Raw genomic sequence first — 12,862 nt, forward strand, 5'->3', positions numbered from 1 at the left:
CAATGGCAAAGCTGGCGATGGGCCAATGCGTCGCGCCCGCATCGCCTCAAAGCTTCAGTCGCTTGAAGATCGGTTCGGGAATCGATCCGATGATGGTCATAATCAGACGCCAGACGGGCTTCACGTAAATGACGTCGCGCGGCTTGACTGCGCTCGCGCGATAAATCGCCTCGGCGACTTCCTGCGGCTCGGCGGTCAGGGGCGGCGGCAATTTCATGCCGGCCGTCATCTTGGTGCGGACGAAACCGGGTTTGACGGTGACGACGCGAATCTTCGTCTTGCCGAAGCGATTGCGCAGGCCTGACAGAAAGGCGGTCAGGCCGGCCTTGGCGGCGCCATAGACATAGTTCGAGGCGCGCCCGCGATCGCCGGCGACCGAGCTGACGCCGACGATGACGCCTTCGCCCCGCTCGGCAAATCCTTCGGCGAACTGGCCAAGAAGAAGGGCCGGTCCCTCGAAATTCGAGCGCATGACGAGGCTTGCATGGGCTGGATCGGTCTCCGCCCTGCGCGCGTCGCCGAGCAGGCCGACGACGCAAACAATCGCGTCTGGCAATCCGCCGAGGCCTGTCTCGAAGGCGGCGAAGGAAGGCGTGTCGAGGATGTCAATGAATGACGTCGTGATCGCGACGCCGGTGCGCGTCGCGATGTCTTCAGCCTCGCGCTTCAGCGGCGCAAGATCGCGGCCGGCGAGCGTGACGCGCCATCCAGCTTGCGCAAAGCGCAGCGCACAGGCGCGGCCGATGTCGGAGCCTCCGCCTAGAACGAGAAGGAATTTCGGCTCATCCATGGGTGCGGCGATCCTGTTCAAATGCCCAAACGATCGGACAGGCGGGAGGCGACGGCGCGCTCGGCGCCGATCTCTCGCCTGATCTCACGAAACCGGTCAAGCTCCGGGTAACCGGCCTCGAAGGTGGCGCGCGATTGGCGCGCGTCCTTGGCGAGATAGATTCGCCCGCCCGCCGCGACGACGATGTCGTCGATCTCGTCCAGAAATTCGAACACGCCGCGGTCCATGGCAAGATCGAGCGCCAGGGTGAAGCCGGGCTTGGGAAAGGACAGATAGCCCCGGCCGGCCGGCCCGAGCTTCTTCAGGACGGCGAGGAAAGACGCGTTGCCGCGCTTGGCGAAGCGGCCGAGAATCTCGGCGATCGCGCCGGCGGCGGCGTCAGTCCCGATGACGCATTGATGCTGCAGAAAGCCGCGCCGGCCGTAGATCCGGTTCCAGTTGAGCACGCCGTCGAGCGGGAAAAAGAAGCTGCCGATCCCGTTCAGAAAGGGTTTTCCGGCGGCGCTCGCGCCTTTGCGGAAATAGAGTTCGTTGAAGGCCGCGACGCTGAGGCGATTGAGCGTGAAGCCCGGCAGATCGATGGGAACGCCGAGCGGGCGTTTTTTTCCGGCGGGGCGCCGGTGCGGATCGATCGCCGCGATATCGGCCGCCTTGGCGTGCCGCCCGAGATAGATCAGCGAGCGCCCAAGCGCCGCGCCGCTCGCGAGGCAATCGATCCAGGCGGCCGAATAGGGCCAGTCCTCATGCGCGCTCAGCGCCGCGATGGCCTCATCGAGATTTTGTGCGACGATGGTTTCCTGGGCGATCAGGGCGGATTCGACGGGAATGAGCTTGAAACTCGCGGACAGGATCGTCCCGGTCAGCCCCATGCCGCCGATGGTCGCCTTGAACAGATCGGCGTTCTGGCCCGGCGAACAGATCCGAATCTCGCCACCCGGCAAGGCAAGCTCGAACGCATCGACATGATCGCCGAAGCCGCCCGCGCCATGATGGTTCTTGCCGTGAATGTCAGAGGCGATCATGCCGCCGACGGAGACGAACTGCGTACCCGGAACGACGGGCGGAAAAAAGCCCCGCGGTAGGAAGGCGTCGATGATCTCGCTGAGCAGCACGCCGGATTCGACGGTGAGACGCCGTTCGGCGGGATCGAAATGGCGGAAGCGGCCAAGCCCACGCGAGAGGATGCTGGCCGTGACACCAATTGCGGCGTCGCCATAGGCGCGGCCGTTGCCGCGCGGCGCAAAGCCCGAAAGCAGCGGCTGCAGCCGCGCCGCCGCCTCGGGCGACGACGGCTCATAGAGCCTTGTTTCGAAGCGCGGAAAGCGGCCCCATCCCGTCAGCTCCATTTTGCCGCCTTCCGGATGCGCTCGGGATTAAAGGTAATGCCGCGGTCGAGCAGATATTTGAGGAAATTGCCGATCGCGAGCCCGATCACCGCCCCGGCATATTTGGCGAAATTGGTGCCCCAGATGGCGAGGAATGCGATCTCGAAGCCCCAGAAAATCGCCGTCATGGCGACGCTGAAGGCGCCGTACAGCAGAACCTTCTGCGTTTCGGCGGCGGCGCCGTGGTAGTCGTCAAAGAAGATCCAGCGCTTGTCGAGCAAATATTTCACGACGAAGCCGACGCCGGTGCCGACCAAGATCGAGATTGCCAGCGGCTGGATCGGCGCGATCGCGAACGTAACCGCCTGCGCGCCAAGGTTCATGGCGCCCGCGATGACCGCGAAAAGTCCGTAGCGGATGGCAATGATGTGAGGCCGCGGACCGCCGGACGGCCGTGCTTCGGGCGTGCTGGTCATGGGCTTGGTCAGATCGCGGCCAGAACGACGAGCGCAATCGCCGCGCCGGCGGCGTAGCTGACGCGATCCTTCAGGGCGAAGACGATCGGATCGTCATGCACGAGGCGGCGGTGCGCCAGCATCACCATGCGGCTGATCCAATACATGAGGATCGGGCACACCAGCCAGAGAAACTGCGGATGCCGGTAGAGGGAATGGACCGTGTCCGAGGAGATATAGAGGGCGAACACGGTGACGGCGTTGAAGCCGGAAGCGGCGGCGAGCGAGGCGACGATCGGCATGTCGCCCAGCTTGTAATTGCGGTTGCTCGGATCGGGCAGCTCCTTATCGAGGCGGACGGCGAGCTCGATATAGCGCTTGATCAAGGCAAGCGAGGCGAAGATGAACATCGAGAAGCCGATCAGCCACTCCGACGCTGTCACATTGATGGCGACAGCGCCGCCAATGACGCGCAGCGAATAGAGCGCCGCGAGCGCCACGACGTCGATCAGCATCTTCGTCTTGAGCCAGCATGTGTAGGCGTTGGTCACGGCGAAATAGAACAAAAGCACGCCGAGGAACTGCCATGAGACGAGCGCCGCGACGACGATCGAGGCCAGGAACAACACCGGCATGGCGATCACGCCGCGCATGATCGGGATGGCGCCGGAGGCCAGCGGGCGCCGTCTCTTGCTGGGATGGCCGCGGTCGGCCGAAAGGTCGACGAGGTCGTTGAATATATAGACGCTCGAGGCGCACAGCGAAAAGGCGATCGCGGCGAGGACGCAGTGGTAAAGCGAGAGAAGATCGAATTTATGCGCGGCCAGCAGCGGCAGGAAGACGAGGCCGTTCTTGGCGTATTGGTGCACGCGGATCAGTTTGATCCATGATTTAAGCTGCGGCGCCGGCGATTCGATCACCTCGACCCCAAGCGCCGCCAGCCGCCCGCTGAGAGCCGGCGCCGTCCGGACGCCAATTCGGCCCGAGGCGACGGCCCAAACCGGCAGATCGGCTTTGTCGTTGCCGACATAGTCGAAGCCATGCGCGCCGAATTTGCCGACCAGAAACTCCGCCTTCGTGTGTGCTGAATTATTGGTCGAGGCGTCCGAGGCGAACCAGTCCGTGAACAGGCCGAGGTGATCGGCGACCGCGCCGACAAATTTGGCGTTGCTCGCGGAGGCGAGATAAACCGGCCGTCCTTCGTTTCGCGCCGCCGTGATCAGGTCGAGGATCTTTTGATCGTAAGGAAGGCTGGCGACGTCGAGATCGACGCCCTGGGCGAGCGCATCCTTGAAGCGCGCCTTGCCATGACGCAAGGCGGCCAAAAAGCCGAAAACGGAGGCCGGATTTTTTCCAACATTGGCAAAGAAGGATTCAAGCAGGAGATCGGATTTGATCAGCGTCCCGTCGAGGTCGACGACGAGCGGAAGCTTCTGGCCGGAGGCTTCACCGATCAAGGTCGAATCTATTGCCGCTGATGACATTGCTGCTCCAAAAACTCGCGCCCGCGCCGACGCCAGCCCCCTTTGCGGGGAGCGGCCATGTCTGCCGGGACGTCGAAATGTCCAAGATCACGCTGATTTGGGAGGAAATCCATCCAAGATCACGAAGCTTATCGATCCCCAATATTTCAGAGCAGAGGTCAAACCGGGTATCTGCTTTTCGGCGTCATGCTCTAGAGATAACTTTCGACAGGATTACGACGGTATGCGTCACGACAAAACTCGCGCCGCGCTGTCCGGCCACGAAGCAAATACCAAGCCAGCTCGCCATGAAAGGCCCACAAGCTATTGACCTCGTAGACGAATTTTCCCGGCTCCCGCAAGACCAGGATTATTGTTACGTCAAGTTGTCTTCTTTGCTTTTGGCTCGCGGCGCCATCGCGCACATCTCGCGACGGACCCCTCACGGCGAAAATTGAGCGCCCAAAGCCGAAGCGCACAAAAAGAGACAGGCTTGGCTGCCTGCCGCTGGTCTCCCAACAAAATCACATTCTCATCGGCCGCGGCGGGCGTCAAGCGCGGCCAATCGTCCGAGGCGATCGATCCTTGACGCGCAGCCAGGCGTTTGGACTCGCTATCTTTCGGTGATTTTCAGCTCGATCCGCCGGTTGTGACGGTTTGCGTCATCGCCCTCAGCCGGATCGAGCGGCTGGAACTCGCCGAAACCGGCCGCCGCGAGCCGCTGTGGCGAAACGCCTTTCGATACAAGGTATTGCACGACAGCGATGGCGCGGGCCGCCGATAGCGACCAGTTTGAAGGATATTGCGACGACTGGATCGGCTTCCTGTCCGTGTGGCCGTCAACGCGGATGATCCACGGAATGTCGGGAGGAATTTCATGCTCGAGTTCGATCAGGGCGCTCGCCAGCTTGTCGAGTTCGGCGCGGCCGGCTGCGTCAAGCGTCGCCTGGCTTGATTCAAAGAGCACCTCGGATTGGAAGATGAAGCGGTCGCCGACGACGCTGACGCCCGGCCGGTCGCCGAGAATTTGCCGCAGCCGGCCGAAGAAATCGGAGCGGTAGCGGGCGAGCTCCTGCACCTTTTGCGCCAGCGCGATATTGAGGCGCGAGCCGAGATCGGCGATCTTTGTCTGCGACTCTGCGCCTGATTTTTCCGACGCCGCCAAAGCATCCTCCAGCGCGGCGAGCTGGCGGCGGAGCGCCGAAATTTGCTGGTTGAGAATTTCGATTTGCGCCAGCGCGGCCGCGGAGGCGTCCTTTTCGGCCGCCAATTGCTGCTGCGCGCCGGCTCCGCCATCGCCGACGCCTGCGGCCTTCGAATCGATCGCTCCCTGCAGCCGGGCCTTGTCCCTCTGCGCGGCGTCGAGATTTGAGGCGAGGATGGCCGCTTTCTCGTCCGACTCGGTCTTGCCTGAGCGCTCCAGCGCGAGCAGCGCGCTCAGCTGTTGGATCTGGCGGTTCAGCTTTTCGAGGGCGGTGTCCTTCCCGGTCACCTCACGGGCAAGAAAGAATTGCGCCAGCATGAACACGGAGAGCAGAAAAATGATGACCAGCAGCATGGTCGACAAAGCGTCGACGAAGCCCGGCCAATAGTCGATCTGGCGGATGCGCTGACGTGAGCGGGGCGGCGCCATCAGCCGCGCTCCTTCAGCCCTTCGGCGAGCCGCTCCAGCGCGTCCTTGACCTCGCGGTTGCGTTCGGCCTGCGCTTCCACCCAGTCACGGATGATCTGCTGCTCGGAGCGCATGTGCTGAACCAGCGCCTGTACGCCGTCGGCGAGGCTTGCGACCGCGACCGAGGTCGCTTTGGCCTGCGTCTGGTCGACGGAGACAGCGATCGTCTGCAACGCGGCGCTGAGCTCCGGCGGCAGCCCCTCATAGCGGGCGGCGGCGTCATGGGCGTCAGCGAGGGGAAGCGCCGTCAGGGCGTCTTCGAGCTCGGTGAAGAAACGGTTCTGGGCGTGCCCCGCCTGCAAATCGAGAAAGCCGAGCACCAGAGAGCCGGCGAGTCCGAACAGCGAGGAGGTGAAGGAGATGCTCATGCCGGCGATTGGCGCCGACAGGCCGCTTTTGAGATCGTCGAACATGACCGCGGCGTCCGAGCCTGTCTGCATCGACTTGATGACGCCTCCGATCGAGCCGACTGTCTCAAGCAAACCCCAAAAGGTGCCGAGCAGGCCGAGGAACACGAGGAGGCCGGTCAGATAGCGGGCGGTGTCGCGTGATTCGTCGAGCCGCGCCCCGATGGTGTCGAGCACGGCGCGAAGCGGCAGCGCCGCCGGCGCGTTGATGAAAGGCTTTGCGCGAAAAAGCTGGGCCACCGGCGCGAGCAGCGTGGGCGGCTTGACCCTTTTGCCGCCGCCGCCGCCCAGCAGGGCGTTGGCCCAGTTCGCCTCGCGGAACAGTCGCAGCACCTGGCGCAAGGCAAGCAGGATTCCAAGCGCGAGAACGGCGAGGATAAGCCCGTTCAGCGCTGGATTGGCGAGGAAGGCGGTCGCGATCTGACGGTAAAGGATCAGCGCGCAAAAGCCGACGAGGATCAGAAAGACGAGCATCCGCACGACATAGATGACCGGGCGGGACAAAAGGCGGCGGTCGTCACCGTCCATATGGGTCACCTGACGCGCGAAGGAGGCTGTTGTCGGCGCGCCCGCCTTGCGCTTGCGCCGTTTGCTGTGGGGACATTAGCAAGATTCGACACGATTTTGCCAGCGCCCTGACGTCCGGCGCCCAACGCTTTCGGATTCTGGCTTTAGAGAAAATTGAATGAGTGTTTTTTCAACGGCCTCCCCGACTCCCGCGGGCGTTGGCGGAACTTTGCCGAGCGGGATAACGTTGGTTTTTCCGCAAAGGAGATTTTTGGATGAGCGAGCCGTTCGACGTTCCGCGCACGCGCCCATCCGACGAGCGCGACATCACGCGAACGCTCGATATGCTGGCGACCTTGATGATTGCGACGCTTTGCATTGTCGCGCTCTATGCCGCCCGCAGCGTCTTCGTGCCGATCGCCATCGCTGTTCTCCTCAGCTTCGTGCTTTCGCCGCCGGTCCGCCTTTTACGCGGGCTTGGCCTCAACCGGGTTGTCGCGGTGCTGATCGTGGTGATCGCCAGCCTTGCCGTCACCTTCGCGATCAGCGCGGCGCTGACTCGCCAGGTTTCGGACCTTGCCGTCGACCTGCCCAAATATCAGGCGACCATCACCAGCAAGGTCGCCTCAGCGCGCGAGCTCGTGGCCGCCAATGGGCTTATGGAAAAGGGGGCAAGCCTTTTCCAGGGGCTTGGAGCGCTCGGACATAAAAGCGGCGGCGATCGGGCTGCGGCCCCTGCGCCGGAGCACGACGAAGGACCCAAACCCATTCCGGTGGAGGTGCGCGAGGCCGGGCCGACTCCCCTTTCCATGCTGCAAACCATTGTCGGCACGGCGCTGTCGCCGCTGGAGACGATCGCCATCGTCGTGATTTTCGCGATCTTCATCCTCTTGCAGCGCGAGGATCTGCGCAATCGCTTCATCAGTCTCGTCGGCACGCGCGATCTGCAACGCACGACTGTCGCGATGAACGACGCCGCAGAACGACTGAGCCGGTTTTTCCTGGCGCAAACGCTTCTCAACGCCGCCTTCGGCGTTGTCGTCGCCGCCGGCCTCTACGTGATCGGGGTTCCGGGGCCGTTGCTGTTCGGAATGATCGGCTTTCTCATGCGTTTCGTGCCCTATATTGGCGCGATCGTGGCTGCCGGCCTGCCGGTCGCGCTCGCCGCCGCCGTCGATCCCGGCTGGACCATGGCGCTTGAGACACTCGCGCTGTTCCTCGTCCTGGAGCTCGCCGTCGGACAGTTCATCGAGCCTTTGCTGTACGGTCGAAATACGGGCCTTTCGCCCATTGCCGTCGTCGTTGCGGCGACGTTCTGGACCTGGCTCTGGGGGCCGGTCGGCCTCGTGTTGTCGACGCCGCTCACTGTTTGCCTCGTCGTGCTTGGGCGCCACGTCGAACAGCTGAATTTTCTCGACGTCATTCTAGGCGATGCGCCGGCGCTAACCCCCGTCGAGCACTTCTACCAGCGCATGCTGGTCGGCGACGCGTCGGAGGTCGCCGACCAGGCGGAGGCGTTCTTGAAGGTCGGTCCGCTGATCTCTTATTACGATGAAGTGGCCCTGAATGGGCTGCTGATGGCCGAGGCGGATTTTCGCCGCGGCGTGCTGCCGGAGGGTCGCCAGAAGCGGATCAAGGAGGCGATCGACGAGATGATCGATGATCTCGCCGATCATACGGACGAGGCGCCGGCGCAGCCGCCGTCGCGCGAGCCGCCCGTCGCTGATATCGGCGAGTCGCAGGCGCCGCTGGCGCTGGAGCCCCCGCCTGACCATGCGCCGCCGGAGCCGGAGCCCGGGCGCAAGCCCGTGCTGTGCATCGCCGGGCGTCATCCGCTGGATGAGGCGGCGGCGGGATTGCTTGCGCAAATTCTTGAAAAGCATGGATTCCGCGCCAAGGTCGAGCCGGCCGACATTCTGCGGATCGGCGGCATTCTCAACCTGGTCGGTTCCGGCGCGCAGATGATCTGCCTGTCCTATCTCGGCTCGGAGGCGAGCGCGGCGCAGGTCCGCTATGCAATCCGACGGCTGCGCCGGCGTCTGCCGGACGCCAAAATCATCGTCGGCTTCTGGCGCTGCGAGGCGGAGCGCGCGGGCGAACTCTGCGGCCAGATCCGCGCCGACGCCTGCGTGACAAGCCTTGCCGAAGCTGCGTCTTTCTTCGTCGCGGAAGCGAACGCGCAAAAGGCTGTGATTGCGAGCCCATCGGCGGCGCCTGTCCTCGCCGGCGCGGCCTGATTTTTCAGAACACCCCGATCGCCATCGCCTCCGGGTCGCTGAGCCCATGCAGACGCTGCGCCGCGGCCTGGGCGAAGCGGATCAGCACGGCGCGCCGCGTCGCCGGGGCCATGCGATGCTCGGGCGCCTCTCGCAAAATCTCGGCTCCATAGGCGTCGGCGACGATCAGCCCGGCGTCGGCCGGCATGATCTCGACCGGCATTGTCTCGGGAATAGCGAAATACAGCCGATCGCAATGAGCGCGGTAGTCGCGCCATTTCGCGTCCGTGCGGAAGTCCGCGATCGAGGATTTGATCTCGACGATCAAGACCGCGCCGTCGCTAGCCAGAGCCGCGATGTCAGCGCGCCGTCCGGACAGAAGGGGAAGTTCGGTAACGGATGAAAAATTGAGGCGCCGCAGCAGCCGCCGCGTGCCGCGCGCGACGAAAAGCGCGGTCTCGGATTGGCGTCCGTCATACGGCGCAGCAGGTTCGATCAATCGTGGCATCAGGCGCTTGACGGTGTGGCGATGCGAATGGCGCGGGACGAACGCGATCGTTCGCCTCAAAAGGATTTTGCGCCGCGAACCATGCGCGAAACCGACCGGCCGTTCAATGGCCAATCCCCGTCGGCATTCCTTGCGGCGCCTGTCCGCCCGCACGGGAAACTATTTCGTCGAAGCGTCGACGATGCTGACCTTATCCGCATGCGAGGCCGCCGCGGGCGGCTGCGGTTTGGTGAAGCTGGCGTAATTGAGAATGCCAGAGGCTGCGCCGAACGCCAATCTGTAGCCAGCCGAGGGCGCGGCCGCGAGGGCGTCCGGGACGATGCGGGCCGCCTGCCGCAGACCGGTCAGGGCCTGGCCGAGCAGGGAAGCCGGCGGCGCTTCTGCCGTTGGCGTTTCGCTGGTGAGATCGCTGAAATTCGACCGGTCGAGCCGCGCCGAAACGATCTCGGGCGCGTCCTTGGCGAGATTTGCGACGCGCTGACGCGGCGCGGCGCCGGAACTTGCGGCATAGCCAAGAACGCTCGCCGGCATGACCTGCTGATCCTTCGGACCCCGCGTGATGACGACCGGAAGGCTTGCGGCGCGGGCAAGGGTGATCGCCGCGCTGGCCTTGGCGGGATCGGCTTTGGCGGCCTCGGCTCTCGCCGCGTCCATCTTCGCTGCGATGGTTGTCGGGGCCGGCTTTGCGGCTGCGTCGGAAGCGGCCGGGGCAGGAGCCGGGGAGGCGGCTGTCAGGGACGCGGTCTGGATCAGGCCCCCGGCGCGCGCCGGCGGCAGCGGCACGTCGGCATAGGCAACAAGATCATCCGGCCGCGATGGCGGCAGGGGGACGAAGGCCAGGAGCGGCCTGACCGAGGCGTCGGGCTTTTCCTTCGCCGCATCCTTCTCGTTGTCCAGGTCTTTGACGGGCGCGTCCTTGGCGGCGGCGCGCGTTGGCGGCGTCGGGACAGGCGGCGCCGGAACTGCAGCCGCCACGGATTGCGGGGCGGGAGCGGGCGGCGGCGCGACAGCCGCGACGATCGCCCGATTGGCGCCGGCGTCCCGCGGATCGGCGGCGTCGATCGCGGCGAGGGCTGGCGCGGTTTTGGCGGCCTTTTCGGCGGCGCGGCGCTCGGCGCGCGTCATCCTTGCGGCAGGGGCGGGGTTTTCGAGTGCGGCGACCTGCGTCGCGCCGGACGGCGCCGGGCCGCGGCCCGGCATCGCGCCGCGGACGGCCTCGGCCTCCTCCTGGCGGTCGCGACCGCCGCCGAACAGCCAGCCGAAGAAGCCGCCGCCGGCCACGACCTGCGGCGCGTCGCTGACGACGCCGCCGCGCGAGGCGATCTCGGCGCGGGCTTCCTCATAGCGGGGCAGCGAGCGGCCATTCGAGGCAAGATGCGCGCTCTTGCCGTCCGGGAACAAGCGGGCGAGCTGCTCATAGCTGAGCCGCGGCCAGCTGCGCACGCCGCCGACGTCGAGATGCACGAAATTCTCGCGCGAGTAGAAGCCGACGCCGCCGCGTTGCATTTTGATGCCGATCTCGCGGATCTGCTCCATCGACATGCCGGGCATGGTGGTGTCCATCGCCTTGCCGAGCATGTGCTGCGAATATTCGGCGACCGCGCTCGAACGCCGGCGCAGCATGGCGTTGGTCTCGGGCGAGCGATAGGCGGAGAAGATCACGATCGGCTGCGTCGCGCCCGCCGAGCGATAGACTTCCCACACCGTGTCGAACAGGCGCGGGTCCATCCGCGTGCGGTCATTGTTGCGCCAGTCGCGCAGGAAATAGTTCAGCTTTTCCAGCACCGCAGGGTCGTACGAGCCATTGACCCGGAATGTCGCCTGGATCGATTCGCCCGTGTGCGAATGATAGAGGTTCAGCGTGCGCGTATCGCCATTGGCTTCGGCGGTCTCGGTCGAGGATCCGGCAAAGAGACCGCAGAGCAGCGCGGCGGCCGAAGCCGCGACGAGCCGTAACGCCTTGCTTGCGGGGACGAAACGCCTGCAGCCTTTGTGCAAATTCGATCTCGCGGGTTGCTCGAGCGGCGGCTGCGCTCGGAAAGATGAATCGATTGATTAAACTCGAACCGTTAATGGCCCGTAACAATGCGTTATCGTCGGCGCTCCGCGACATGGTGTGACACGCAACGCTTGCGCGGCAATGACGCTAAAGTGCGGCCACGGACACGCTGGCAAACTCACCGACTAATGTGGCGGCTGTGTGTCGCCCGCAGGGAATCATCCCGGCGGCGCGACGGGCGTGGTCAGGCGGCGAGATCGGCGACGACGGCGTCGAGCAGGGGAAACCCTTCGGCGCTGACCCTGAGGCGTCCGCTGCTGGTATATTCCACCATGCCGTCGGCGATCAGCGATTGGATCCGGCTCTGGTCGAGGCCGCGGCCGGACGTTGCTTCGAAGCGCCCCACCTCAATTCCCTCGGCGAGGCGCAGGCCCATGAGCAGGAATTCGTCGCCCTGCTCCTCGCGGGAGAGGATTTCATTTTCGATCAGGCCATGGCCGGCGAATTCGACGGCGCTCAGCCATTTTTGCGGATCGCGCTCGGTCGCCTGCGCGCGGCGTTTATTTCCGCTTGAGATGCGGCCATGCGCGCCGGGCCCGACGCCGGCATAATCGCCCGTGCGCCAATAGATCAGATTGTGCCGGCTTTCGGCCCCGGGGCGGGCGTGATTGGAGATCTCATAGGCCGGCAGTCCGGCGCCGTTCATGATCTCCTGCGTCGCGTCCCAGAAATCGCGGCCAAGATCCGGCCCGGGAACGACGAGCTTTCCGGCGTCCCGCATCCGCTCGAACATGGTGCCGGGTTCGATCGTCAGCTGATAGAGCGAGAGATGATCGCGCGCGAGGGCGAGCGCGGAGGCGAGTTCGCTTCGCCATTGCGCGACGCTCTGGCCGGGGCGGGCGTAGATGAGATCGAATGAAAAACGCTCGAAAGTTTTGCGCGCGATATGGAGCGCGGCCAGCGCTTCCGCGCTGGAGTGGGTTCGCCCCAGCGCCTTGAGATCGGCGTCGTTCAGCGCCTGCACGCCGATCGAGACGCGATTGACGCCTGCTGCGCGAAAGCCGGCGAATTTCGTCGCCTCGACGCTGGTCGGATTGGCTTCAAGGGTGATTTCGGCGCCGGGCGCGAGGGTCCAATAGCTGTCGATCGCCTCGATGATGCGGGCCACGGTCGAAGCGCTCATCAGCGAGGGCGTCCCGCCGCCGAAGAAGATGGAAGCGACCTGCCTACCGCGCGTCGTCTCGGCGCGGTGGGCAATTTCGCCGATCAGGGCGCTGGCGAAGCGCGCCTCGTCGACCGGCTCATGGCGGACATGGCTGTTGAAGTCGCAATAGGGGCATTTCGACAGGCAAAAGGGCCAGTGCACATAGACGCCGAAACCCGGGTCGGCGCCGTTTTGAAGTTCATGAGCCATGGTCGCCTTATGTCACAGCGCGCGGCGGCGCCAAAATCGAGCCCTGCTCGAGACGTTTGGTCCTTGAGCCGCTTTAACGGAGCGTTCACTACGATTCTCTAGCGTT

At 64.7% G+C, this 12,862-nt stretch carries 10 protein-coding genes; 1 reads left to right on the top strand and 9 read right to left on the bottom strand.

What is annotated here, in order from left to right; translation table 11 throughout:
* Positions 1 to 46: 46 nt before the first annotated feature.
* From CR492_RS09080 to CR492_RS09105, 6 genes are all read right to left on the bottom strand, one after another.
* Positions 47 to 790, bottom strand: a complete 744-nt coding sequence (locus CR492_RS09080) for an SDR family oxidoreductase (RefSeq protein ID WP_102843433.1) — start codon at positions 788 to 790, stop codon at positions 47 to 49.
* Positions 791 to 807: 17 nt separating this feature from the next.
* Entirely contained in the window at positions 808 to 2,136 is a 1,329-nt protein-coding gene (locus CR492_RS09085; RefSeq protein ID WP_102843434.1) for an FAD-binding oxidoreductase, read from the bottom strand.
* Entirely contained in the window at positions 2,127 to 2,591 is a 465-nt protein-coding gene (locus CR492_RS09090; protein WP_102843435.1) for a GtrA family protein, read from the bottom strand. Before CR492_RS09090 ends, CR492_RS09085 begins: the two co-directional genes overlap by 10 nt.
* Positions 2,592 to 2,599: 8 nt before the next feature.
* Entirely contained in the window at positions 2,600 to 4,027 is a 1,428-nt protein-coding gene (locus tag CR492_RS09095; protein WP_245412027.1) for a UbiA family prenyltransferase, read from the bottom strand.
* Between the two features lie 619 nt (positions 4,028 to 4,646).
* Positions 4,647 to 5,666, bottom strand: coding sequence for a peptidoglycan -binding protein (locus tag CR492_RS09100; RefSeq protein WP_102843437.1), 1,020 nt, complete (start codon positions 5,664 to 5,666; stop codon positions 4,647 to 4,649).
* A complete protein-coding gene (locus tag CR492_RS09105; RefSeq protein WP_102843438.1) occupies positions 5,666 to 6,640 on the bottom strand; it encodes a flagellar motor protein MotA in 975 nt (324 codons plus the stop codon). Before CR492_RS09105 ends, CR492_RS09100 begins: the two co-directional genes overlap by 1 nt.
* Before the next feature lie 254 nt (positions 6,641 to 6,894).
* On the opposite strand from CR492_RS09105, the gene CR492_RS09110 reads away from it, so the two are divergent.
* Positions 6,895 to 8,856, top strand: a complete 1,962-nt coding sequence (locus CR492_RS09110) for an AI-2E family transporter (protein ID WP_102843439.1) — start codon at positions 6,895 to 6,897, stop codon at positions 8,854 to 8,856.
* 4 nt (positions 8,857 to 8,860) lie between these two features.
* Here the strand turns inward: CR492_RS09110 and CR492_RS09115 are convergent, their stop codons facing one another.
* The 3 genes from CR492_RS09115 to hemW all read right to left on the bottom strand — a co-directional run bounded on the left by CR492_RS09115 (position 8,861) and on the right by hemW (position 12,756).
* Entirely contained in the window at positions 8,861 to 9,343 is a 483-nt protein-coding gene (locus CR492_RS09115) for an MmcB family DNA repair protein (RefSeq protein WP_102843512.1), read from the bottom strand.
* Between the two features lie 159 nt (positions 9,344 to 9,502).
* Positions 9,503 to 11,341 (bottom strand): DUF882 domain-containing protein, encoded by a 1,839-nt coding sequence (locus tag CR492_RS09120; protein WP_180982488.1) that lies wholly within the window; start codon positions 11,339 to 11,341, stop codon positions 9,503 to 9,505.
* A gap of 245 nt (positions 11,342 to 11,586) precedes the next feature.
* On the bottom strand, positions 11,587 to 12,756 hold the full coding sequence (hemW, locus tag CR492_RS09125; RefSeq protein ID WP_102843441.1) for a radical SAM family heme chaperone HemW: 1,170 nt from the start codon (positions 12,754 to 12,756) through the stop codon (positions 11,587 to 11,589).
* Positions 12,757 to 12,862: the final 106 nt, after the last annotated feature.

Source organism: Methylocella silvestris (assembly GCF_002891535.1).
Classification (GTDB): domain Bacteria; phylum Pseudomonadota; class Alphaproteobacteria; order Rhizobiales; family Beijerinckiaceae; genus Methylocapsa; species Methylocapsa silvestris_A.

What these genes read in the sequence shown, in the direction of transcription:
- CR492_RS09080 (WP_102843433.1), bottom strand. Translation starts at nt 790, where the DNA reads ATGGATGAGCCGAAATTCCTTCTCGTTCTAGGCGGAGGCTCCGACATC.
- CR492_RS09085 (WP_102843434.1), bottom strand. Translation starts at nt 2,136, where the DNA reads ATGGAGCTGACGGGATGGGGCCGCTTTCCGCGCTTCGAAACAAGGCTC.
- CR492_RS09090 (WP_102843435.1), bottom strand. Translation starts at nt 2,591, where the DNA reads ATGACCAGCACGCCCGAAGCACGGCCGTCCGGCGGTCCGCGGCCTCAC.
- CR492_RS09100 (WP_102843437.1), bottom strand. Translation starts at nt 5,666, where the DNA reads ATGGCGCCGCCCCGCTCACGTCAGCGCATCCGCCAGATCGACTATTGG.
- CR492_RS09105 (WP_102843438.1), bottom strand. Translation starts at nt 6,640, where the DNA reads ATGGACGGTGACGACCGCCGCCTTTTGTCCCGCCCGGTCATCTATGTC.
- CR492_RS09110 (WP_102843439.1), top strand. Translation starts at nt 6,895, where the DNA reads ATGAGCGAGCCGTTCGACGTTCCGCGCACGCGCCCATCCGACGAGCGC.
- CR492_RS09115 (WP_102843512.1), bottom strand. Translation starts at nt 9,343, where the DNA reads ATGCCACGATTGATCGAACCTGCTGCGCCGTATGACGGACGCCAATCC.
- hemW (WP_102843441.1), bottom strand. Translation starts at nt 12,756, where the DNA reads ATGGCTCATGAACTTCAAAACGGCGCCGACCCGGGTTTCGGCGTCTAT.